This is a genomic window from Calothrix sp. 336/3 (assembly GCF_000734895.2).
Lineage (GTDB): Bacteria > Cyanobacteriota > Cyanobacteriia > Cyanobacteriales > Nostocaceae > 336-3.
In genome coordinates this window covers 3,121,846-3,147,168 of sequence record NZ_CP011382.1, presented here as the reverse complement: position 1 = coordinate 3,147,168, position 25,323 = coordinate 3,121,846, and the positions used below count along the sequence as shown (strand labels likewise).

Sequence of the window (25,323 nt, the reverse complement as noted above, 5' to 3'; positions counted from 1 at the left end):
AATTCTCAATAAAAATCCTATTTTAGCGAGAATAGTAAGAAGCAATCTGTCAAGTATGCCTGACACCTCAGCGTTTAAGATGACTACAGAACAAGGGTTTCAGAATTGTTAAGAAAGATGTGACTAATGGGTAGGTCTATGGGGAGGGGTTTTGTCCATGTGTCGTATTGCTTTTTCAAATTGGTATAAGTTCCCCACGCAACTATCAATCCTCAAGCCCATGACACCCACAGCACCTCAATTTCCAGCAATTTCTGGTTACACTCTTACAGAGCAACTCTATCTGGGTTCTCGAACAGCAGTGTATAGAGCAGTACAAAATAATCAACAATTACCCGTAGTAATTAAGGTGCTGCAACGGGAGTATCCTACATTTGGGGAATTGGTGCAGTTTCGTAATCAATATGCCATAACCAAAAATCTTCATGTTGCTGGCATTGTCCAACCCCTGACTCTGGAAACATTACGTAATAGCTATGCCTTAGTGATGGCAGATTGGGGTGGGATATCTCTAGAACAATACATCCAGCAGCATCAATTAGACTTAACTGAGAAGTTGGCGATCGCTCTGCAAATTACTGACATCCTCCACGAGTTGCACTCTTGTAGAGTAATTCACAAGGACATCAAACCTGCAAACATCCTAATTCATCCAGAATCCAAGCAAGTTAAACTGATTGACTTTAGCATCGCTTCAGTACTACCCAAAGAAACCCAGGAAATTCAAAATCCTAACACCCTGGAAGGAACCCTAGCTTATTTAGCACCAGAACAAACTGGACGGATGAATCGCGGTATTGATTACCGCAGTGATTTTTACGCCCTCGGTGTTACCCTGTATCAATTACTCACAGGTCGTTTACCCTTCACTACCGACGACCCCCTAGAATTGGTTCATTGTCACATTGCCAAGATTGCCGTACCCCTAAATGAAGTAAGTACCGATGTGCCCGAAATGGTGGGGGCAATAGTCGCTAAATTGATGGCGAAAAATGCTGAAGACCGCTATCAAAGTGCTTTGGGACTAAAGCATGATTTAGGCGAGTGTTTAAGCCAGTGGAAGGAAACTGGTTCAATTACTGAGTTTGAATTGGGACAGAAAGACTTGTGCGATCACTTCAATATTCCAGAAAAACTCTACGGACGGGAGGAAGAAGTAAAAACGCTGCTAGAAGCTTTTGACCGGGTTGCCCAAGGTGCTTCAGAAATGATGTTGGTGGCTGGATTCTCTGGTATTGGGAAAACAGCCGTTGTCAATGAAGTGCATAAACCCATTGTTAAACAACGGGGTTATTTTATCAAAGGCAAGTTTGACCAGTTTAATCGTAATATTCCCTTCAGTGCTTTTGTGCAAGCCTTCCGGGATTTAATGGGGCAACTTCTGAGTGAAAGTGATGTCCAACTGCAAACCTGGAAAACCCAGATTATAGAAGCACTGGGAGAAAATGCCCAAGTAATTGTAGAACTGATTCCCGAACTGGAACAGATTATTGGTAATCAACCCCCTGCACCGGAATTATCGGGAACTGCTGCCCAAAATCGGTTTAATCTACTGTTCCAAAGGTTTATTCAAGTCTTTACCACACCTGAACACCCTCTAGTGATGTTCCTGGATGATTTGCAATGGGCAGATTCGGCTTCCCTGAATTTGATTCAGGTGTTAATGTCTGAGGTGAAAGCAAGCTGTTTATTACTGTTGGGAGCATATCGGGATAATGAGGTTTTCCCCGCCCATCCATTGATGTTGAGCCTCAGTGATATGGAGAAAGCCGGGGCAAAAATTAACACTATCACCCTCAAACCCCTGACTTTTAGCAGTCTCAATTATTTGGTTGCAGATACTCTTCATGCTGGTTTAGGAGTAGTTAAACCACTGACAGAGTTAGTCATGCAGAAAACTCAGGGTAATCCTTTCTTTGTTACCCAGTTTCTCAAGGTATTATATCAAGACCAGTTGATTACCTTTGACCAGGATGCAGGTCATTGGCAATGTGATATTGTGCAAGTGCAGGATGCAGCTTTGACGGATGATGTGGTTGAATTCATGGCACAGCAATTACGAAAGCTGCCAGAAACCACCCAGGAAATGCTGAAACTTGCAGCTTGTATTGGAGCGCAGTTTGATTTAGAGATATTGGCAATTGTCTCCGAGCGATCGCAAACCGATGTAGCAACAGCACTGTGGAAAGCCTTGCAGGAAGGTTTGATTTTGCCCCAAAGCGATTTATACAAGTTTTATGTGGGAGAAGCTCAAGCAACAGAAGACCAACCCAATGAAACGCTGAATTATAAGTTTCTGCACGATCGCGTTCAACAAGCTGCCTATTCATCAATTCTTGAAGAGTGTAAAGCCCCTATTCATTACCGCATAGGTCGATTGTTACTGACACACTTTTCATCAGATACCTATGAGGAGCGGATTTTTGAAATTGTTGGTCATTTGAATCTCGGCAGTGATGTAACTAGCGATTCCCTAGAACTGCTGGAATTGGCACGCTTAAATCTGTTGGCAGGACGCAAAGCCATTGATTCTACGGCTTATGCTGCTGCCCTTACCTATTTGAATCGGGGAATTGAACTTTTACCTGAAGATTGTTGGGAGAAGCACTATACACTCACTTTAGATCTCCATCATCGACGCTTAGATGCGGCTTATCTGAATACAGAGTTTGAGAACTTAGAAGCTTGGGGCGAACTGGTATTAAAACAAGCTAACTCATTACTTGATTGCATTAAAGTATACGAAACTCGGATAATGGCACTGCGATCGCAAGGGGAATTTTTGCAAGTTGTTGAGATTGGTTTACAAGTCCTGAAACAATTAGGCGTTGAGTTTCCCCCTCACCCAACCCCAGCTGATATTGGAGCCGCATATGAGCGATCGCGACAGTCTTGGCAAGGACGTGAGCCGTTGAGTCTCCTGGAACTACCAACCATGGAAGATCCACAAATGTTAGCCGCGATGCAAATTCTCACCAAACTTGTTCCCTCTGCCTATATTGCCTCCCCCTTTCTAGTACCTCTGCTAATCTTTAAGCAAGTGGAACTGTCAATCCAGTATGGTAATTCTCAGATCTCAATTTTTTCCTACGCAGATTATAGCTTGATTCTGTGTGGCATTATGGGTGATATTTCCACGGGCTATAAATTTGGGCAGCTCTCTCTGACACTGTTGGAGAAACTTCAGATCACCTCTTTTAAAAGCAGAGCCTATTTAGTTGTCAGTACCTTCACCCGTCATTGGCAAGAGCCACTGCACGATGTGATTCCATCGCTTTTGGCAGGCTACCTAAGCGGCTTGGAAAGTGGTGATTGGGAATGTGTCGCCCTGAATCTCTCAACCTACAGCTACTATAAATATTGGGCAGGAGGAGAGTTGCAGGAACTGAAAACAGAAATGCTGGCTTATCGACAAGTGATGGAGCAAGTTAAGCAGCAAGCGACATTGCTATCCCATGAGGTTTATCTACAAGCGGTTTTAAATTTATTGGGAGATGCACAAGTACCTTACCACTTGCAAGGCGAAATCTTTGATGCAGAACAGCTGATTCCCTCTTTAGAAAGGCAGAACGATCTAGCAGGGTTGTTTCATATTTACCTGAACCAAGCATGGCTGTGCTATCTCTTTGAACAGAATGAACAAGCGGTACAATTAGCGGCTCTACTAGAAAAATATAGCAATGGAGTCTGTGGTTTATTCTTGATTCCAATCTGGAAATACTATGATGCATTGATTCAGGTTCGATGTTATCCCAATGCTGAACCCGAACAACAAGCTCTCATTCTAGAAAGGATTACAGCCGATCAAGAACAGCTTAAAGGTTGGGCTACCCATGCACCTTTTAACCATAAGCATCGTTGGCAATTGATCGAAGCTGAAACCTATCGTGTACTTGATCAAAAAGTAGAAGCGATCGCTCACTATGATATGGCAATTACCTCTGCTCAAGCTCATCGTTTCATCCAAGATGAAGCTCTGGCTAACGAACTAGCCGCCAAATTCTATCTCGATTGGGGCAAAGAGAAAGTCGCCGCCAGCTATATGCAGGAAGCTTACTATTGTTACAGTCGATGGGGTGCAAAAGCCAAAGTTGCTGATTTAGAAACCCGCTATCCTAATTTGCTCCGTCCCATTTTACAAGCAGCAGAGGTTTCAGCTGGTTCTTGGAACACCTTGATGACAATCTCTCCTTTAACTGCATCTATTCATTCGAGTTCTCATAAAAGTTCCAGTAATACCAGCATCAATCAAGCCTTTGATTTTGCAGCTATCCTCAAAGCTTCTCAAGCTCTCTCCAGCACTATTGAACTCGATCAACTTCTGCATCAACTCACCCAGATTATTCTGCAAAATTCAGGAGGCGATCGCTGTGCATTGATACTCCCCAATGAAGCGGGAGAATGGCAAGTGCAAGCCATTGCTACTCTAGAGGACACACAAATTTATACTGAACCCCTCACGAATAATCCCAATCTCCCGGTGAAATTGATTCAGTATGTCAAAAACACCCAAAAAACTGTGGTCATCAACGAACTGAAAACAGATTTACCCGTGATTGATGACTACCTCATGGAACGCCAACCCAAGAGTGTGCTGTGTTTACCACTGCTCAATCAAGGTCAGCTGATTGGCATTTTATACCTCAAAAATCAGTTTACTATTGGGGCATTTACCAGCGATCGCGTGGAAGTATTAAACTTCCTCTGCACCCAAGCGGCAATTTCTCTGGAAAACGCCCGACTGTATCAAAAAGCTCAAGAATATGCCCAGCAGCTTGAACAATCTCAAATGCAAGTTGTACAAAGTGAAAAAATGTCAGCCCTTGGAAATCTGGTAGCGGGAGTTGCCCACGAAATCAATAATCCCATCGGTTTCCTTAATGGCAGCATCAGCAACGCCAAAGACTATGTGCAAGATTTGTTTGAACATTTGGAAACTTACCAAAAACAGCAGCCACCCAATGATGTGGTACAAGAAAGTGCTGAAGAAATTGACTTGGAATTTTTATCGTCAGACTTGCCGAAGTTGCTTGATGCCATGAAAGGGGCAACTGATCGTATCAAGGGCATCAGTACTAGTCTGCGTACTTTCTCCCGTGCTGATACCGATCGCAAAGTTAGCGCCAATCTCCATGAAGGACTTGATAGTACCCTGCTAATCTTGAAATATCGCCTCAAAGCTAACGAAAACCGCCCAGCAATTAAAATTACTCAAAACTACGGGGATTTACTCACAATAGAATGCTTCCCCGGACAGTTAAATCAGGTATTTATGAATATTCTGGCGAATGCCATTGATATGTTTGATGAAATGGCGCAAACTCAGACATACCAAGATATAGAAGCCAATCCCCAAGAAATTAGCATCCGTACCAGCGTCGAATCAAATCATGTATATATCCGTATTCACGATAATGGTAAAGGTATGACCGAAGAAGTGCAAGCCAAAATCTTTGACCATTTATTTACTACCAAAGCTGTAGGTAAAGGTACGGGGTTAGGATTAGCGATCGCCCGCCAAATAGTAGTGGAAAAGCATGGTGGTAGTCTCAATGTCTGGTCTGAACCTGGTAAAGGAACTGAGTTCTGTATAGCTTTACCGATTAGTTGAATGAAAGCAATATCAGAATTTCACCACGCCTCAGCCCAGTAAACAATATCTGAGGTGGAACTATCTATGGCAACTCCGTAACTATCTCCATGATTCCAAGGGAAATTGGTATTACCTCTATCATTTGCACCTAGTACCAAAATTTCATAGCTAGGTGGGAAGGAATCCTCTGTTGTATTGCTGGTGTAAAAGAAAGTTGTGGGTATACCTTTGGGTAAGTTGGCGTGGTCATTGGTATTACCACCATGATATACACGTTGTGCTTGCGGGCGATAGGTCAGAAGTATTTTTTGTATCTCGCTTGGTGATAATTTCATCCGTACTTGGAAGAAACTATTTGTTTGTGAACCCCCTGGGGAGTAAGACAAGCTGACATTTTTTGCTGCTGGGGAAATATCTGAGGGGAAATGTTGAATTTGTGTAGAATTAGACCAGAGCTTGTGGCGAATTTCTCGATAATGGGAAGAATTATTTATCATCTTCGTCTTTGTAGCAGGTGAAAAAATCTGACTGAAGTAGAATCCTCCACCAATTACACCCAGGCTACCAAATAATAATGCCAGAAAAATTCCTGCCTTCATTAACTGGGCTGAGGAATTTCTTTGATTGATTAAAGATTGTTTCATCAAATTGAAGTATATGCAAATCGCTATATACCCAATTACTACCGGAATTCGTAAAATCCCGGATCTAGCTCAGGAGAGATTTACAAAAAATTCATGAAATTACTGCGAAGTTTCCGTAGTTTCCGCAAAGTTTAAGCATGGATCGGAGTTGAGATACGAATATGCGCCTATATATCTAAACCGATAATTCCGATTTCCGGCGGATATTCCACTGTAAATTGATAGTACAACTCCTGTTTACCTTGAGCGGGCAACACTAAAACCCATTCCAAGATTCCCATTTCTCCTAACTGTATCGATGGTTGACTACGAAGCAGACGGACTTTAATTTGCTCGTTGCGACTAACTGGTAATTGTTCAGTCACCTTGAAGGTGGCTTCTTGGTCAAGTAAATTGGTAATTGATAATCTGTAGGCAAAGGTAACTTTGCGGTAACTTCCGAGTAATTTCTTATCCGCAACTCTTTCTACTAAATTGCGGACAATCTTTAAACCTTCGTCAATACCTAAATTCACGGAGAAATCTTCCCCCGGAGCAATATTTGCCAGTTCAGTTGTACCAACAAACATCTGATCGCGGAAAATATTAGCATTGCCAGGTAGTAAAGTTGCTCCATCTCCTGGATTTTTTACCTGTGCTTCCAGGTAGGCAAAACTGACTAACCGAGGAATGGCAATATACTGGAAACGACAGGGATAATTTTCATGGAAAATAGTTTTTTTGTGGGGGGAACCATCACTGGGAATATTTCCACCTCCAGCAAGTTTGAATGTGACGACACTACCCTGTTTACTGACTTCTACCCCAGCAGCTGTAATCGGAACAATCCCATCCATATCCAGACTTTCTGCTTCTAAACTTGCAGCTTCATCCATTCCCCTAGATGCAGCAGGTGCTGCCATAGGCATGATGGAACGTGTCATCATGGGAGGGCTAGGGCGGAAAATATCGATATACCAAGGTTGGATTTGGGGTGGTAGGGTTCCTAATCCTGGTTTAGCAGTGGAAAGCGTCAGGTTCACATCTTGCCAGTCTTCCCCAGTATTTTGCTGAATTTCTGCTAGGTAACCTAAATTGACAGTCTGACTCTGACTATCTACTCGTAAATCATAGAGAGGATGCCAACTTGCATGATTGACAACATAGGAAACCTCTAATTCCAACTCTCCAGCACCGGCAGATTGAATTTCTACTAGTACATTTATACTTTCTTGGGGTTCAGGTGTTTGAACTTGTTGTAATTGTTTGCGGAGTGCTTGTAGTTGCTTCTCGATTTCCCTCTGTTGATTTTTGTAATCTTCCGTAGCGATCGCGTACTCTGAATACTGGCTACCCAAAAAATTGACAAAATCTAAAACCTCGCTCAAGCTGAGATTTTTGCGCGCCAAACCCACAGAAAATTGTTCGCCTGTTTTTTCCCGCAAACCCTGAATAAAACTTGACTGTAGAGCTAGAGCATCGATTTGTGCTTGCAGGTTGCGTTTTTGTGCTTCTAACTGTTGTATTTGCTGGGTTATTTGAGCAACTCGTGGGGCTACAGGTTCGGTGAAAAAAGTCCGCTCTGTACTCACTCCCAGAATTTGTACAACCATACTTCCCTTACCCTTCACCCTCACAGACTCTGGTTGTAGAGTGACTGGCAGATGCGCGATCGCCAACTCTTGTTCTTGCCCAGTCAATGAGACAACACTACGCCGAGTCACGAGTGCTTGATCGGTGTAGACAGTAACATTAATTATCTGGCTTTCTAATATTTGGCGCACTGCCAGTTTCCTCCTGTGAGTGATTGGGAATTGTGGATGACTTGATGGCAAATCACAGCATTCTCTAGGATGTGGGATTATCAATCTCGTTTCTCGGAAGTTGAACCACCCTGATCAAGACTGGAAAGTTTCCATCTTCTGTCTCAAACTCACCATTAACCAACGGTTACTTTTTCATGGTAATTAAATTGCCTGTCAGCAAGTTTTCTGGAGGCATCTAATAGATATTCAAAGTAGGTACGGGCAACAATTGATAATTGCTTCCCAGAGGGGTGAACCATATACCAACTACGCTTAATGGGGAAGTTTTCCACGTCTAAAATCACTAAGTCTCCTGTGTCTGGTATCAGGGTATGGCGAGATAAAACTGAAATTCCTAACCCACCCGCGATCGCCTGTTTAATGGCTTCATTACTACCCAATTCTAATTTGACTTTGACCTCGATTCCATGCTCATCAAATAATTTTTGAATGGAACGTCTGGTTCCAGAACCAGGTTCCCGCATAATAAAAGGCTCCTCCCCTAATCGCTGAATACTAATATTTTTTTCCCCAACTAAAGGATGATTAGTTGGTGCAAGCACCACCAAAGGATTCTCTAAGAATTGCTCATAGCTGACATCTAAATGATCTGGAACTTGACTCATGATATATAAATCATCCATGTTATTAGTCATGCGCTCCAAAATGCCCTCATGATTTGTCACCTGTAAGGCTATATCTATCCCTGGATAAAGTTGACAAAATGGACCTAACAAACGAGGAATAAAATATTTAGCTGTAGTAATCACCGCTAGACGCAATTGTCCCTGTTTTAGCCCTTTTAAGTCTGCCACCTTCATTTCAAATTGGGCAATTGTCTCAAATATTTGCCGACAAGTTGCAAATAGTTCTCTGCCCGCTTCAGTTAAATACAGGCGCTTACCTACCTGTTCAAATAATGGCAACCCCACTGATTTTGTCAGTTGTTTAATTTGCATCGAAACAGTAGGTTGTGTCAGAAAAAGTTCCTCCGCAGCGCGGGTAAAGCTACCATGTCGTGCAGCTGCTTCAAATACTTTTAACTGGTGCAGCGTCGCTTGGTTCAAAGGTGATTCTCCTTAAAAATGGCAATTTTTGTGAACGCTTAGAAGTTTTTGTCTCTTCTATCGGCAATAACCTGACTTCACATCTGTGACGTATCGTCAGGAGTCAGAAGTACTACCCCCATTAGAAAGTAGCTATGCTGACAAAAGCAAATAATAATCAGGAACATCAACAGAAAATCCTCATTTCCTGTGGAATGAAATAAATTTCTAACCCCCTGTGATACAGAACTTCTATTTTTACTTCTAAATCTAGTATCACTGAACACTTGAATTCATGGAGCCTAACTGCTGTAAAAGTTATGAGTAATATATATAGATATTACTCTATATACGTTATTGCGACAAAGGTATTTCATTTATGGAGCGAACCAGTTATTATCAGAACAACAAGCAAAGCGTAAGATGCCTTCCAGCCAACGTTGCACACCTTGAAAGTGCTTTGGGGATAGTAGTCAACGTTGTACTAGCCTCATAATTCTAGGTGTGTACAACGTTTTTTATAAAACCGCATATGTCCACGATAAATCATCTGAGCTTATTATGGATTTCTGAGTTTCCAGAAGTATCTTCATTCCGGAAATAACATAATCGCTACTTATAAATCTTATAATACTTGCCACGTGCTAGACCCAAACTAAATCAATCAAAAACTTATCTTCTTTTTATGTTCCTTAAAAAAATTAGTATTTTATTTATTTTTTGAAATATATATTTTATGTCAAAAATTGTCTATAATTTCAGTGATTTTGTCATGATTGCATTTCTCAAACTGGGATAAAAGCAAAAGCATTTTTACTTTTCTATTTCTCTGAGACTAACTACAGAAATCCTTGTTTATTCAGTCTTGCTGATTTCCTATCTTTCTTTCCCTATTTTCTGAGCTAGATATGGGAAAAGTATAATAAAACCATCACACTCGTAAATATACTGAGACAAGACATAATCAAATTTTGTTAGAGCAGTAAATATACTGACGTGTCTTTACATCACCGAGTGTGGCTGACTCAAGAGAATCAAGACATAATGCAAAGATGAGATTGACGAAGTTAGAACATTCTAGGCTGGTGAGTATTTTTATTCCGGCTTTCCCTAACTCCGACAATTTTGCAATGACAACTGACCCGAAATTGTCTCAATATAGAGGCTGCAAGGCTTATTTTGAGGCTATATGTGTTGATGGGATACTTGGGGAAGATTTCTTGAAAAGATGATTTCTAGCTCAAAGAGCAAAGATACAGTTTCCCAATGAGGAAACTCAGTCACAGAAGGATAAGCTTTCACAGGTCTATGGGATAATTTTTACATTTTGGGTAAGATATACTACATTTGTCTATAAGTACAAATCTCAACTGCAAATTATTTTCTCGCGGATAAAGATATACAAGCTAGACATTTTATACAATTATCCAAATTCAACTAACAAGGTAGTACATTTTATGTATGGTCTAGTCAATAAAGCAATTCAAGATATGGTTTGTAAAAACCACGGGGAGGAAACGTGGGAAACCATCAAACAAAAAGCTGGACTGGAAGACATAGATTTTTTTATTAGTATGGACGCTTATTCTGACGATATTACCTATCGTTTGGTAGAAGCTGCTTGTGAAGTGTTCGGAATGCCAGCAGAAGATATTTTAAAAGCATTTGGAGAGTACTGGGTAACCTATACAGCAGAAGAAGGTTATGGAGAACTTTTAGATAGTGCAGGTGATTCCTTACCTCAGTTTGTGGAAAATCTCGATAATCTTCATGCACGAGTGGGTTTGAGTTTTTCTGAACTTCGTCCCCCATCCTTTGATTGCGAACACACCAGCGAGAAATCGATGGAACTCCATTACCAATCAACACGTAAGGGATTAGCTCCCATGGTAATTGGTTTGTTACATGGATTAGGAAAACGCTTTCACACCAAAGTTGATATTACTCAAACTAGTTCTCGTGAGGAAGGTGCTGCTTACGATAGCTTCTCCATTGAATACGATAGTTCTCAGTCCCATGACAACTGAACCACCTACCCAATTCCAGCAACTCCAATTCAGTCTTGACTTTGAGCAATTTGCTTCTTTGTTTCCTTTTCATCTGGTGATAAATCGTGAAATGAAGATTATTCAGATAGGTCAAGTACTTCAGCGTATTTTTGAACCTCTGAATCTCCTAGGGAGTCCTCTTGATATCTATTTTCAAATTAATCGTCCTAAGTGCCTAAATACCTTTGAGGCTATTTTAGACCAGAGGCGATCGCTATTTTTATTGCAATGCCATCACCAAGACATACAACTGAAGGGACAGATGGTATATGTGGAGAATGGGGATAGTTTGCTATTTCTTGCCTCTCCTTGGATTACTGATATTAGCGACCTGAAAAAGTTAGGTTTAAATATCAATGATTTTCCCTTACATGATTCCGTTTCCGATTATTTATTTTTATTACAGGCTAAAAATACAGCTCTTGCAGATGCGAAAAAACTCAACACGAAACTGACTGCTCAACGGTCAGAGTTACGCAAGAGTGAGGAACAATTAAAATTAGCTCTAGATGCTGTAGAGGAAGGACTTTGGGATTGGAACTTGCAAACAGGGGAAGTATATCGTAGCAAACACTGGTTTACAATTCTCGGCTATGAACCAGATGAATTGACAAAGGATATTAAGGCTAGAAATAGCTTAATCCATCCAGATGACCGATCGCGAATGCAAAAACAATTAATCGCTCATATTCATGGGAAAAATCCTGTATATGAAGCAGAAATCCGTTTGCTTACCAAATCGGGGGAATGGAAGTGGATTTTGGATCGGGGTAAAGTAGTGAATCGCGATCGCCGAGGAAAACCCCTCAGGATGGTGGGAACTCACCTAGATATCAGCGATCGCAAACAAGCAGAGGAAGCGCTAAAACTTGCGAAACAAGCAGCAGAAGCAGCGAATAGTGCTAAAAGTGATTTTTTGGCGATGATGAGCCACGAAATCCGCACCCCCATGAATGGGATTATTGGAATGGCTGATTTGCTGGCAAATACACCTCTACAACCAGAACAAAACGACTATTTACAAACTATCCGTAATAGTGGTGATGCCTTACTTACTATCATTAATGATATTCTCGATTTTTCTAAAATTGAATCTGGAAAATTAGAACTAGAGGAAAGTCTGTTTGATTTACGAGTTTGTGTTGAAGAAGTTTTAGATTTATTAGCTCCCCAAGCTGCATCAAAGAATATTGAACTCATATTTCACCTAGAACCCCACACACCTACTCAAATTATTGGGGATATTACTCGACTACGGCAAATTATTTGTAATTTGGTGAGTAATGCTGTGAAATTTACCACTGTTGGGGAAATTATAGTAACCGTCTCCACCCATCGGCAAATTCCAGCAGAAACAAGTTACCCATGCAACTGTGAACTACAATTCGCCATTAGCGATACTGGAATTGGGATACCTGGCGATCGCTTAAATAGATTATTCCAACCCTTTAGTCAAGTTGATGCTTCTACCACTAGACGTTACGGTGGTACTGGTTTAGGGTTAGCTATTAGTAAACGATTGGCGGAAATTATGGGTGGAAGTATGTGGGTAGAAAGTAAGGAAGGAAAAGGTTCTACTTTTTATTTCACCACAAATTTTCAAGTCCATGGTTCCAGTTTCAAGAAAACTCATGTTGAACCAGAATTTGCTGGCAAACAATTACTTTTAGCAATAGATAATACCAAGTTGCGCCTATGTTTAACTCGACAATTACAAAGTATGGGTTTAAAGGTACAAGCAGTTGAATCAAGTACCATGATACTGCCTATAGTTGAGGAAAATTTCTTTAATGCAGCGATAATTGATATCGATAGTCCACAATTCAATAATCTAGATTTAATTCAAAAAATTCGTGTAATTCCTCAGCAGCAGGATTTACCTTTAGTAATATTAAGTTACCAAGCTAAACAACATCTAGAATTGCAACCCATCGCAGCCGAGTTTACAGCCTTTTTACAAAAACCTGTACGGCATTACCAACTATACAACACTGCCTTACAAATAATTCGCGGCATCTGGTCTATAAAAAGCCAAAATACCCATACAGAAATATTATCCTACTCTCGGACTGCACCAAATAATATTTCAATAAATAATACTCAAATTGCGAAGATATTACCCTTGAAAATTTTACTAGTTGAAGATGGATTAGTAAATCAAAAAATTGCCTTGAAGTTATTAGAGCGCTTGGGATATCAAGCAGATGTGGCAAATAATGGACTTGAAGCAGTCAAAGCAGTGCAAAACCAAACCTATGATTTGGTATTCATGGATGTGCAAATGCCAGAAATGGATGGTTTAGAAGCGACTCGATATATTCGCCAAGAAATTTCTCTCAACAAACAACCGCAAATTATCGCTATGACGGCTAATGCTCGTCCAGAAGACCGTCAAGAATGTTTAAATGCAGGGATGGATGATTTTATTAGTAAACCCATTCGTCTTGATGCAATTGAAGTAGTTATCAAAAAAATTAGTATTCCGGATGGAGAAACTTACTCCAGCTAAGTGAGGATTTACAGAAATAGAACTTAAAAACTTTCTTCTAAGCTAGGGATAATTATATCAATTTCCCTGGCTTTTTTTATATTTTTCGTAAGACATATAAGTATTTATCATAAATCAAAATTTTTCCAGAAATAGATATATATCTATTCAGATTTACTCACCTCTGGAAGCTACGCTGGGCAGTAAAAACTCGATTTTGGAGAGGGGGAGCAAAGACAAGTTATTCACGACGATTCCCCATAAAGTTTTGACTATACAAGTAAATTCCTATGCATATTTGGGAATAGTAAGTGTGAAGCTTTTAAGGATGAACACAGTATGATTACCACTCAAGTCAGTATCTCCGGATATAAAGTTGGTGAGCAACTCTACGATGGTTCCAGAACCCAAGTTTACCGTTGTATTCGAGAAGCTGATTCATTACCAGTGGTGATAAAACTGCTCAAAAATTCTTATCCCAGTTTCAACGAACTCCTGCAATTTCGTCATCAGTATACCATTGGCAAAAGTCTTCTCCATCCCAGAATTGTCCAAACTTACAGTTTAGAATCCTGTCAAAATAGTTATGGGTTAGTGATGGAAGACTTTGGAGGAATTTCCCTCAAAGATTATTTCACCAAAAATCACCATGCTCCATCTTTAGAAGAATTTTTCCAAATAGCCATTTCTCTATGTGAAACCCTGGATGTTCTTTATAGGCATCGCATTATTCATAAAGATATCAAACCCAGTAATATTTTAATTAATCCCAAAACCAAAGAAATTAAATTAATCGACTTTAGTATTGCATCTTTACTTCCCAGAGAAACTCAAGAAATTAAAAGTCTCAATGTTTTAGAAGGTACACTTGCCTATATTGCTCCGGAACAGACAGGAAGAATGAATCGGGGGATAGATTACCGCAGTGATTTATATTCCTTGGGTGTCACCTTTTATGAGTTACTCACGGGGGAATTACCCTTTATCTGTGACGATGCGATGGAATTGGTACATTGCCACATTGCCAAAAAACCTCCTTCCATTCCCAGTCAGAAGATTCCTCAAGTTTTGGATGGGATGATTCAAAAATTGATGGCAAAAAATGCAGAAGATCGTTATCAGAGTGCCTTGGGTTTAAAATATGATTTGGAAAAATGCCTAGTTCAACTCCAGGAAAATGGCAGAATTGAAAGTTTTCCAATTGCTCAAAGGGATTTGTGCGATCGCTTCCTGATTCCCGATAAACTTTATGGCAGGGAAACCGAAGTAGAAACCCTGCTAGAAGCATTTGTTCGCGTAGCTTCTGTGAAGGAGAAAGGTGTCAGCAATGGTGTCACGGAAATGGTGTTGATAGCTGGGTTTTCTGGGATTGGGAAAACTGCGGTTGTCAATGAAGTTCATAAACCCATTGTCAGGAAACGGGGTTACTTTATTAAAGGTAAATTTGACCAATTTAATCGCAATGTTCCCCTGTCAGCATTTGTACAAGCATTTAGGAATTTACTGGGGCAATTACTGAGTGAATCTGATGCCCAGTTAGGGGTATGGCGATCGCAAATTTTAGAAGCAATTGGTACAGAAGGACAAGTCTTAATTGAGGTGATTCCGGAGCTGCAACGTTTAATTGGGGTGCAACCTGGGGTGGAAGCTCTTTCAGGGATGGCAGTTCAGCAACGATTTAACCGTTTGTTTCAGCAATTTTTGGGAGTTTTTACCCGTCCCGAACATCCCTTAGTACTGTTTCTAGATGACCTGCAATGGGCAGATAATGCCTCCCTAAAGCTGTTGCAATTATTAATGGAAGATGGGGGAAATTTATTGATTTTGGGGGCTTACCGGGATAATGAGGTGTCGCCGATTCATCCCTTTGTGCAAACCGTGGAGGAAGTGGTAAAAGCAGGTCACACGGTTAATACTATTACCCTTAAACCCCTAGAACTATCCCAGATTAATCGCTTGGTGGCAGATACCTTGGGTTGTGATGGGGTAGTGGCTGCACCTTTGACAGAATTAATTGCCCAGAAAACCCAGGGAAATCCATTTTTTACCACCCAGTTTCTCCTGGGATTGCATCAAGATGGCTATATTACCTTTAATCGGGAGGCGGGAATCTGGGAATGCGACATTGTGCAAGTGCGATCGCTAGCACTGACGGATGATGTTGTTGCCTTTATGGTGCAACAGTTACAAAAGTTACCAGCATCAACCCAAATTGCCCTGCAACGTGCCGCTTGTATTGGCTCTCAGTTTGACTTGAAAACCTTGGCGATAATTTGCGAACAGACGGAGCATCAAGCTGCTGAGGCGTTATGGTCGGCAATTCAAGGGGGTTTGATTCTGCCAATCAATGAGAATTATAAGTTTTTCCACAGTGAGCAACAGGTAAAAAATCAGGAGAATTTGACTGTACCCTATAAATTCCTCCACGATCGCGTACAGCAAGCTTCCTATGCTTTAATTGCTGAGGAACAGAAGCAAATCGTCCACCGGACAATCGGACAATTACTGTGGCAAAATACGCCGGAATCGGAACGGGAAAGTCAGATTTTCCATATTGTTAACCAACTCAATCAAGGAGATAACGAAAATCTCTCGGTTGCTGAGGGTGTATTTCTGGCAGAGTTAAATTTAATGGCTGCTCGCAAAGCTCGACAGAGTACAGCCTACGGAACTGCCTTGAACAATGGGCGTGTGGGTATTGGCTATTTACCCGATGATGCTTGGCAAACCCAATATTCCCTCACCTTGGCTCTACATACCATCGTCGTGGAAACTGCCTATTTGAGTGGGGACTTTACCGGAATGGAAGCATGGGCAGCTATTACCCTTCCCCACTGTCAAACTATTCTAGATAGCATTCCCATCCAAGAAAGCAAAATTCTCGCTTGTTTAGCCCAGCAACAGCCTACAGAGGCGATCGCCATTGGTTTGGAATCCCTGAAATTATTGGGTGTAGATATCCCCGCAGCGCCTACCCAGGAGGACTTCCAGGAAATACTACAGGCAACTGTCATGCAGTTAGGGGAGGTTGGGATGGAGAATCTACTAGATATACCACCCATGGATAACCCGCAAATTGAGGCTGCTATGGGGATTTTGATTAAAATCGGAGCTGCCTGTATGAGCGTGAATCCACTTTTATCCCTAATGGGAACTCTCACCCAGGTTCAACTTAGTCTCAAACACGGTCACAATTCCCTATCAGCAATCGGTTATTCTTACTATGTCATCCTGCTGTATAGCATTTTTAATGACTTTGATGCCGCCTTTCGCTTGAGTAATATTGCCTTGGAATTATCCCAAAGGTTCTTTAGTAAAACTGCTGCGGCACAAGTTTTAATCGGCAGTGGTATTTTTGCCCGCCATTGGAAAGTTCACCTGCGGGAAGCCCTACCCTTGTTACGTCAGGGAACAGAATACGGTGTTGAGTCAGGGGAATACGACTTCACCAGTTGGGGTTATTTTACTGAAGGCTGGATTTTGTATTTCATGGGAACAGAATTATCGGAAGTAGAAAACTTCCTCCAGCAAAAAAGTGCCGCGATCGCAGCAATGAAACAGTCTATGCAACTGTCATATAATCAAGCCCTGCATCAAGCTACCTTAAATTTGATGGGAGAAGAGGTAGAGGATGTCTGCACCCTAACGGGGAGCGCTTTTAACGAAGCAGAGGGTTTTGCCCGCCATCAAAGAACTGGGGAAATGAGTGCTTTATTCTGTGGTTATCTGCATAAATTAATACTGAGTTACCGATTTGGTCGCTACAAACAGGCGATCGCAATGTCAGAAGCCGCATTTCAATATGTTGCCGCAGCTGGGGTACAGACAGGTTTAGCACCCTTGTATTGGTTTACAACCCTGGCACAGTTGGCGGTGTATGATAATACAAACCCGGAGGAACAAGCTGCTATTCTGGAACGGGTTGACAGTCATTACACTACTATCCAGCATTGGGCTAGCCATGCACCGATGAATTATGCCCATTATGCAGACTTAGTGGCAGCAGAGAAATATCGTTGTTTAGGTGAAACAACCAAGGCAATTACTCACTATGGGCGTGCTATCCAAGGAGCTAAAGAAAACGGCTACCTTCAAGATGAAGCCTTAGCAAACGAACTGACAGCTAAATTTTACCTCGGTTGGAGTCAGGAAAAAGCTGCTCTGGGCTATATGCAAGAAGCCTATTACTGTTACGCTCGCTGGGGAGCAAAAGCTAAAACCGATGACTTAGAAGAACGCTATCCCCAACTTATCCAACCTATCCTCCACCACCAACAAATTACGCTCAACCCCTGGGAAACTATCGCCACCATTGCCTTCCCTCGCACTTCTTCATCTACTCGCACTTCTACCACTGGCAGTACTAGTATTTCCCATACCCTGGATTTTAGCTCTATCCTCAAAGCCGCTCAAGCTATTTCTAGTAGTATCCAACTAGAGGAATTAATTACTAATCTGACTCAAATTATCTTGGAAAATTCCGGGGCAAAAAAATCTGTATTAATCTTGCCTCACAATCATACTTGGCAAGTCCGAGCTATAACTTTTCTCAATTCCCAAGCCCGTATCCAAACTACTATCGATTCACAGTCAGTAGATACTTGCCCAGATATTCCCAGAAAAATTATCAATTATGTCAGAAATACCCAAGAAATAATTATCATAGATGACTGCCAAACAGATATTCCAGGATTGATTGGGGAATATATATTAGAGCATCAACCTAAGAGTGTCCTATGCACCCCAATTATGAATCAAGGGCATTTAGTGGGTATTTTATATCTGGAAAATCAAATCGCTTCTGGAGTCTTTACCAAAGAACGGATGCAAGTAATTAATTTACTTTCTTCCCAAGCTGGAATTTCTTTAGATAATTGTCAATTGTATACTCAGCAGCAAGAAAAAATTCGAGAAATCGCGGAAAAAGAATCAGAGTATCGTAGCATCTTTGAATGTGTCAATGATGGATTATCAATTTGTGATTTAGAGACAGGCAAGATAGTTGCCAATAATCCCATGATTTACCAAATGCATGGTTATACCCAAGAGGAATGGCAATATCTGACACCAGGGGATTTCTTGCATTCTGATTCTGTCCATGTGTTCAGTAATTTTTTGGAAACTATTAAATTAGGTAAACACTTTTATGCTCAAGGAATCGCGAAACGCAAGGATGGTAGTTTTTTTGATTTTGAAGTCAAAGCAGTACCCTTTATCTATAAAGGTAAATTACATGGATTGACGATATTACGAGATATCAGTCAACAGCAAAGAGAGCAAAGAGAACGTCAAAAAGCAGAACTTTCTGTTCAACAAAAATCACAGGAACTTGAGCAAGCTTTGCAGGAACTGCAACAAGCACAATTACAAATAGTTCAAAACGAGAAAATGTCTGCCCTGGGTAATTTAGTAGCGGGGGTAGCTCATGAAATGAATAATCCCCTTGGCTTTATTTCAGCAACTCTTAAACAAGCAAAACCAACTCTTGCTGACATTACTGAGCATTTGAAACTCTATCAAGGAAGTGTCGAAAATCCAGATACCGAAATTCTGGAACATGCCGCAGAAATTGACTTGGAGTATACCCTAGAAGATTTTCCCAAAATGCTTGATGCTATGGTGATAGCCTGTGACAGATTAAAAAATATTAGCACCAGCTTAAGAACTTTCTCCCGTGCTGATAAAGATTATAAAGTTCCCTTTAATCTCCATGAAGGTATTGATAGCACAATTTTAATTCTTAAGCATCGCTTGAAAGCTAATGAACAACGTCCTGCTATTGAAGTGGTGAGCGAATATGGTAGTTTACCCAAAATAGACTGTTTCCCTGGGCAATTAAATCAGGTATTTATGAATATTTTAGCAAATGCCATTGATGCTCTGGATGAGTCGAATACGGGACGGAGTTTTGAGGAGATTAAGGTAAATCCTAATAAAATTATCATTAAAACATCAATTGTCGATAATCAGGTACAAATCTCAATTGCTGATAATGGTAAGGGAATGAGTGAATCCATCAAAGAAAAAATATTTGACCATTTATTTACGACAAAAGCTGTAGGTAAAGGTACCGGTTTAGGATTGGCGATCGCCAAACAAATTATTGAAGAAACCCATGGTGGAAAGTTGCAATGTGACTCAGTATTAGGAGAAGGAACAGTATTTATCATTAGTATTCCTATTTCCCAGTCAATCTAAAGAACAGTTCGATGAATAGTCCTATGGCGATCGCCTATTATATAGTCAAACATGATGATAATATCCAGATTATTCCCAGCCATAGGATTTTTTCAGTCAGCATCTCAAAATAAAGCAATTCCATCATATAATTCGGAGTTTTTCAGCGATTCACATACGTGATTGCTATATAAAGAAGTAATCTCCGAGTCTTGATGGAAAAGTTATCAAAATAGACGATATTTAACTATAAAAAATCACAATTGATAAATCTATTCTTATCTGTAGAGTCTGTTACCTTTTACAAAAACTTCTCAATGTAAAATTCATGGGTAGGCAGCAAAATGGAGTCTGATTTCAGCAAACATCGTTAATAAGCGTCAAGCAAAGGTTTATCTCGTAGTTATCTATTCTCAAGTTGTCACTACCTATTATTAATTTTGGGTAAAGATAGCCAGCAAAGTTATAGGAAAATATACCTGTAGTCATTCTGGTTGTTTCTCTACACTTTCTTGATTCAATTAGATAAAATAGGTGTGAGATTATTGGTGTTATCAGTAATTGTGACTATCAGATACATTCGCCACTATATTTGATAGGATTTATCAATGAGAGCAAATGCACTTCAAATGCTTACAATTACACATTTTCACCTCCGTCCTCTGTTAACTGCACCTTGCTACATCATGAATTATTTGAGATTTTAGCCATGAATTCGAGGAGGCATCAAGTTAATTAAAATCTCTCATCAATTCTGGATAAAGATGGCAGTCAGGGTAAAATTTCATCCCCCTAGGTATCTATATTATATAGGATGAATGATTATTTATTGAGTATTTTAACCAATATATCAATTGGGTAATTTTATCATGTACAGAGAAATAAGTATCATTTAAACACCTATTTCTCGGATGTATCAGTATCTTTAAATTTTATCGTTCTGAGCCATTAACTACAAAAACCTAGAAAGATGAGATTTTGTATTTTGTGACAACACAATTCATTGATAAATTGTTAATAATTGATGTTCCAGGGCTAATTTTTAGGAAAAAGTAATGGGTGGTAAATCTACCACTTCCGTATACCAATTTGAGATTTTAATTAGGGATGAGCTAGAGGCAAATCACTTCATAACTTGAAACTCATCGATTTTATTGAGATCAGCACAAATCGGACTAATTAGGTAAAGAATTATGTCAAGGGTGAGAGAGGAGTCAAATTCCCAAGAGTCAAGAAAAAAACCAGTTGAAAGCGATCGCCGATGGTTGGGGATTGCGATCGCCATTCCCCTGGTAATCGCTACGGGAGTTCTCTCTGTTGCCAAAATAGAGCAACTACGCAAAGTGGATACACCAGTTAGTAACCAACCATCAGTCACTACTATTAACGCTTTGGGACGTATCGAACCCCGTGGTGAAGTTGTCAAGTTATCAGCACCCACAGGAGCAGCAGGAAGAGTTGAGCAGTTACTTGTTAGGGAAGGAGAAAAAGTCAGAAAAGGTCAAGTTATTGCCATTTTAGATAGTTTTGCTGGCAACAAAGCTGCGGTGGAAGAAGCTAGGGCAAAGTTACAAGAATCTCGTGCTAATTTCGTCAGTATCCGAACTGGTTCACCTAAGGATATTCAAGCTCAAGGTTCGGTGATTTCTCGTCTACAAGCTCAACTTCGGGGAGAAAGGGAAGCACAACAAGCAACAATTAATCGTTTAGAGGCACAATTACAAGGGCAGAGAGAAGTATTAAAAGCTACAGTTCGACGAGTTGGTGCAGAGCAACGGAATGCTGAAGTGGATGCACAACGTTATGATTATCTCTACAAAGCAGGAGCAATTTCTCAACAGGAACGGGATAGAAGACGTTTGAGTGCAACTAGTAGCTCGGAGCAATTAGCTGAAAGTAAAGCTAATCGACAACAAACTATTGCTACGTTGCAGCAGCAAATTGTCGAAGCAAGGGTTAATAGAGATAAAACAATTGCCACCTTGCAACAGCAAATTGAAGAAGAACGCACCAGATTAAGCAAGATTGAGCAAGTTAATCCTAGCAATGTCCAGATAGCACAAGCACAGGTAAATAACGCGATCGCTCTGATGCGAAAAGCAGAAGCACAACTACGTTTAAGTTATGTGATGTCACCAATTAATGGGGAAATTCTCAAAATTTATACCAAAGCAGGAGAAATAATGACTGCTAATGGTATCGCCGAAATTGGACGCACTGATCAAATGATAGTTGTGGCAGAAGTCCCTGAAGATTCTATTAGTAAAATTCGCCTCGGTCAAACTGCTAATATTTCCAGTGAAAATAATGCTTTTAATGGGACATTACAGGGTACTGTGGCAGAAATTGGCAGAAAAATTGGGAAAAAAGATGTCTTAAATAATGACCCCGCAGCAGATGTTGATGCCAGAGTTGTTGAGGTGAAAATTGCCCTTTCTCCTGGGGATAGTGAAAAGGTTTCTGGACTAACCTATGCCAAGGTCGTAGTAGCAATTAATCTGTAATAGTTTGGCATTGGGGTAAATTGTGTTGAGAATTTATTCCTATTTTTTTGCTTATCTATTTGTGTAGTTACGCTTGATATTCTTGATAAGTAATTATCAGAGTTAGATGCTTTTAATGATTTTTCCAACAAAAGATAGATATATTTGGATCAATAAATTTCATTCTTTCTATTTCACGGCTGACCTTGGTTAACTATTATCACATCATATGCTGAAGCGACTATTTTCTCAACTGCGACAAATCCTGCCAGATATTTTCAATCTCAATGATAAAATCCCCCTAGCTTGGCTACAACTAAAACGTGAGAAAACCCGCCTTGCTGTTGCCTTGGCTGGTATTGCCTTTGCGGATATCCTTATGTTTATGCAATTAGGATTCCAAGATTCTCTCTATTTTAGTAACGTCAGATTTCATACTAGTTTAAAAGGAGATATTGTTTTAATTAATCCTCAATCTAGCGCCTTACTTTCCATGAAACCAATTTCTCAAAGGCGCTTATATCGAGCCATGGATTTAAAATCTGTTGCTTCTGTTTCTCCAGTTTATATTGATTATACAAGTTGGAAAAATCCAGTCACCGGAATTCCGCGTAACCTATTAGTTATTGGGATTAATCCTGAAAATGACATTTTAGATTTACCTGGATTAAAGGAAAATATCGATAAAATCAAATTATCAGATGTTGTCTTATTTGATAGGTCTTCTCGTACAGAATATGGTCCCATTGTCAAAGATTTTGAGTCAGGTAAAATAGTCACTGCGGAAGTCAGAAGAAGACTTGTAACAGTAGGTGGACTGTTTAATTTAGGTACATCTTTCGGTGCAGATGGAAATTTAATTACTAGCGATATTAATTTTTTACGCTTATTTCCGATTCGACAGCAGGGATTAATTGACCTAGGTTTAATTAAATTGAAACCTGGATATAATGCGGATGAAGTTGCAGAGGAACTGAGAAAGTATTTCACCTCTGATATTTTAGTTTTAACCAAGGAACAGTATATCAACAAGGAAAGGACTTTTTGGGCAACTAGTACTGCCATTGGTTTCATTTTCACCCTGGGAACAATTATGGGTTTTATTGTTGGAACCGTGATTGTTTATCAAATTTTATATACAGAAGTTGCAGACCATTTAGTGGAATATGCGACCTTAAAAGCTATCGGATATACACAAAAATATTTGTTAATCGTGATACTGCAAGAAGCTTTTATTCTCGCTTTATTAGGATATATTCCTGGATTTTTTGTTTCTATGCTGCTCTATAAAACTGCCAGAGAAGCGACACTATTACCTATATATATGAGTGCATTAAGAAGCTTCCAAGTCTTAATATTGACAATTATTATGTGTTTCATTTCCGGGGCGATCGCCGTGAAGAAATTACGTTATGCAGACCCCGCAGATATTTTCTAAATTCCTATTTTTCCCGACAACTACCCAATCATAATTATTTCAGCAATATGCAACCACAACCAGTTATCTCCATTCATAATCTGAATCACTATTATGGTAAAGGCGCTCTGAAAAAACAAATTTTGTTCGATATTAATATGGATATTTATCCAGGGGAAATTGTAATTATGACAGGTCCCTCTGGTTCAGGAAAAACTACTTTATTAAGTTTAATTGGGGGATTAAGGTCAGTACAAGAAGGTAGTTTACGATTTTTAGGTGATGAATTATATCGTGCCAGTCAAACTAAATTAGTTAATTGTCGGCGCAAAATTGGTTATATTTTTCAAGCACATAACCTCTTAGAATTTCTCAGTGCCAGACAAAATGTGCAAATGGCAGTAGAGTTAAATAAAAATATTTCTCAGAGAGAAGCAATTCGCAAATCAGAGGCAATTCTGCGCTCTGTAGGTTTAGGAACAAGAGTTAATTATTTTCCCGATAGTATGTCTGGAGGACAAAAACAAAGAGTCGCGATCGCCAGAGCTTTAGTCAACACTCCACCCCTAGTTTTAGCCGATGAACCTACCGCAGCACTAGATAAACAATCTGGACGAGATGTGGTAGAAATTATGCAGCGTTTAGCTAAAGACCAAGGTACTTCTATTTTATTAGTAACTCACGACAATCGTATTTTAGATATTGCCGACCGCATTTTAGAAATGGAAGATGGTATCCTTGCCCGTCAATCTCAAACTAAATTACAATAACCTGATTTGAGAATTGAACACCCTGAAACAGTAATAATCGTTCTTTATTCCCTAATTACTTGAATAAATTTTTACTTGGCGTAGCATTCCCCTGGCGACTGGTACGAAAAGTCACATTTACTCCCTCATTAGACTGTTCTAAGACTAATAAAGGTGTAGGTTTAGCTTTTTGATCCCAATGCATATATGCTACACGTCCTTGAATTGTGGGTTGCCAATTATCCTCTTCATCCATGGGACTGAGATAGGTTTCCACACAATCAATAATTTGACTAATTGTCGCCGATGTTGCTTGGGTTGGCAGTTTCATTAAACGAATTTGAATCCGGAATAAAACCCTTTTACTAATATTTGGTGGTGCCCCCGTTTCATATTCCACATCAAAAATTTCATCCACTTGTCTCCCAGTCCCCGCAACCCCAACAACACCTTGATTGACTTGGGTAGGACGCAATGCTTGAGAAATTTTATCCTTAATTCTAATTTTAATTTGATTGACGATCGCAAAGTGAAATACTTCCTCCGACATCCGCATCCGCAAATAGTCGAGGTTGAATTCCCGCGAGTTAATTAAATCGGGGTTCCTCTCCATTTTGTGAATCGTTTCTAGGGCAAGTTTAAATTTTTTCTCTAATTCTTTGGCTCGAAATTTTTCAAACTTGAGTTTTTTTTGTAACTTGTCCATCTGCACCTTGCCATAAATAATTAAAACAACTACGACAAAGGCAAGTCCACCACAGGTTGCCACAAGAAATGGTGGCATTTGCTGAAATTGCGTTTCTGCAACAGAAATCTGCTGCACAGTTTTTTTTGCCTTGGATGACGCAGTTTGGGCAAAAAATATAGAAGTTGACATGGTTAACCAATAGAAAA

At 40.0% G+C, this 25,323-nt stretch carries 11 protein-coding genes; 7 read left to right on the top strand and 4 right to left on the bottom strand.

Going from position 1 to position 25,323, the window contains the following annotated elements; all coding sequences use genetic code 11:
- Positions 1-220 precede the first annotated feature (220 nt).
- Entirely contained in the window at positions 221-5,611 is a 5,391-nt protein-coding gene (locus tag IJ00_RS13235) for an ATP-binding sensor histidine kinase (RefSeq protein ID WP_035159019.1), read from the top strand.
- 20 nt (positions 5,612-5,631) lie between these two features.
- On the opposite strand, the gene IJ00_RS13230 is transcribed toward IJ00_RS13235, so the two are convergent.
- From IJ00_RS13230 to IJ00_RS13220, 3 genes are all read right to left on the bottom strand, one after another.
- Positions 5,632-6,237, bottom strand: coding sequence for a hypothetical protein (locus IJ00_RS13230; RefSeq protein WP_035153726.1), 606 nt, complete (start codon positions 6,235-6,237; stop codon positions 5,632-5,634).
- A gap of 167 nt (positions 6,238-6,404) precedes the next feature.
- Positions 6,405-8,000 (bottom strand): mucoidy inhibitor MuiA family protein, encoded by a 1,596-nt coding sequence (locus tag IJ00_RS13225; protein WP_082127323.1) that lies wholly within the window; start codon positions 7,998-8,000, stop codon positions 6,405-6,407.
- A 155-nt stretch (positions 8,001-8,155) separates the two neighbouring features.
- A complete protein-coding gene (locus IJ00_RS13220) occupies positions 8,156-9,088 on the bottom strand; it encodes a LysR family transcriptional regulator (protein WP_035153724.1) in 933 nt (310 codons plus the stop codon).
- 1,436 nt (positions 9,089-10,524) lie between these two features.
- Here IJ00_RS13220 and IJ00_RS13210 point away from each other — a divergent pair.
- The 6 genes from IJ00_RS13210 (at position 10,525) to IJ00_RS13185 (ending at position 24,450) form a co-directional block, all read left to right on the top strand.
- Positions 10,525-11,094 (top strand): heme NO-binding domain-containing protein, encoded by a 570-nt coding sequence (locus IJ00_RS13210; RefSeq protein ID WP_035153720.1) that lies wholly within the window; start codon positions 10,525-10,527, stop codon positions 11,092-11,094.
- A complete protein-coding gene (locus IJ00_RS13205; protein ID WP_046814811.1) occupies positions 11,084-13,624 on the top strand; it encodes a response regulator in 2,541 nt (846 codons plus the stop codon). Before IJ00_RS13210 ends, IJ00_RS13205 begins: the two co-directional genes overlap by 11 nt.
- 318 nt (positions 13,625-13,942) lie before the next feature.
- Entirely contained in the window at positions 13,943-19,801 is a 5,859-nt protein-coding gene (locus IJ00_RS13200) for an AAA family ATPase (protein WP_035153718.1), read from the top strand.
- A gap of 1,172 nt (positions 19,802-20,973) precedes the next feature.
- Entirely contained in the window at positions 20,974-22,284 is a 1,311-nt protein-coding gene (locus tag IJ00_RS13195; protein WP_035153716.1) for an HlyD family efflux transporter periplasmic adaptor subunit, read from the top strand.
- 208 nt (positions 22,285-22,492) lie between these two features.
- Entirely contained in the window at positions 22,493-23,701 is a 1,209-nt protein-coding gene (devC, locus tag IJ00_RS13190) for an ABC transporter permease DevC (protein WP_082127322.1), read from the top strand.
- 47 nt (positions 23,702-23,748) lie between these two features.
- Positions 23,749-24,450 (top strand): DevA family ABC transporter ATP-binding protein, encoded by a 702-nt coding sequence (locus tag IJ00_RS13185; RefSeq protein WP_035153714.1) that lies wholly within the window; start codon positions 23,749-23,751, stop codon positions 24,448-24,450.
- Positions 24,451-24,505: 55 nt separating this feature from the next.
- Here the strand turns inward: IJ00_RS13185 and IJ00_RS13180 are convergent, their stop codons facing one another.
- Positions 24,506-25,306, bottom strand: a complete 801-nt coding sequence (locus IJ00_RS13180) for a hypothetical protein (RefSeq protein ID WP_035153712.1) — start codon at positions 25,304-25,306, stop codon at positions 24,506-24,508.
- Positions 25,307-25,323 lie beyond the last annotated feature (17 nt).

Excerpts from the sequence above, each read along its gene's own strand:
- IJ00_RS13185 (WP_035153714.1), top strand. The coding sequence starts at position 23,749 with ATGCAACCACAACCAGTTATCTCCATTCATAATCTGAATCACTATTAT.
- IJ00_RS13195 (WP_035153716.1), top strand. The coding sequence starts at position 20,974 with ATGTCAAGGGTGAGAGAGGAGTCAAATTCCCAAGAGTCAAGAAAAAAA.
- devC (WP_082127322.1), top strand. The coding sequence starts at position 22,493 with ATGCTGAAGCGACTATTTTCTCAACTGCGACAAATCCTGCCAGATATT.
- IJ00_RS13235 (WP_035159019.1), top strand. The coding sequence starts at position 221 with ATGACACCCACAGCACCTCAATTTCCAGCAATTTCTGGTTACACTCTT.
- IJ00_RS13205 (WP_046814811.1), top strand. The coding sequence starts at position 11,084 with ATGACAACTGAACCACCTACCCAATTCCAGCAACTCCAATTCAGTCTT.
- IJ00_RS13180 (WP_035153712.1), bottom strand. The coding sequence starts at position 25,306 with ATGTCAACTTCTATATTTTTTGCCCAAACTGCGTCATCCAAGGCAAAA.
- IJ00_RS13200 (WP_035153718.1), top strand. The coding sequence starts at position 13,943 with ATGATTACCACTCAAGTCAGTATCTCCGGATATAAAGTTGGTGAGCAA.
- IJ00_RS13230 (WP_035153726.1), bottom strand. The coding sequence starts at position 6,237 with ATGAAACAATCTTTAATCAATCAAAGAAATTCCTCAGCCCAGTTAATG.
- IJ00_RS13210 (WP_035153720.1), top strand. The coding sequence starts at position 10,525 with ATGTATGGTCTAGTCAATAAAGCAATTCAAGATATGGTTTGTAAAAAC.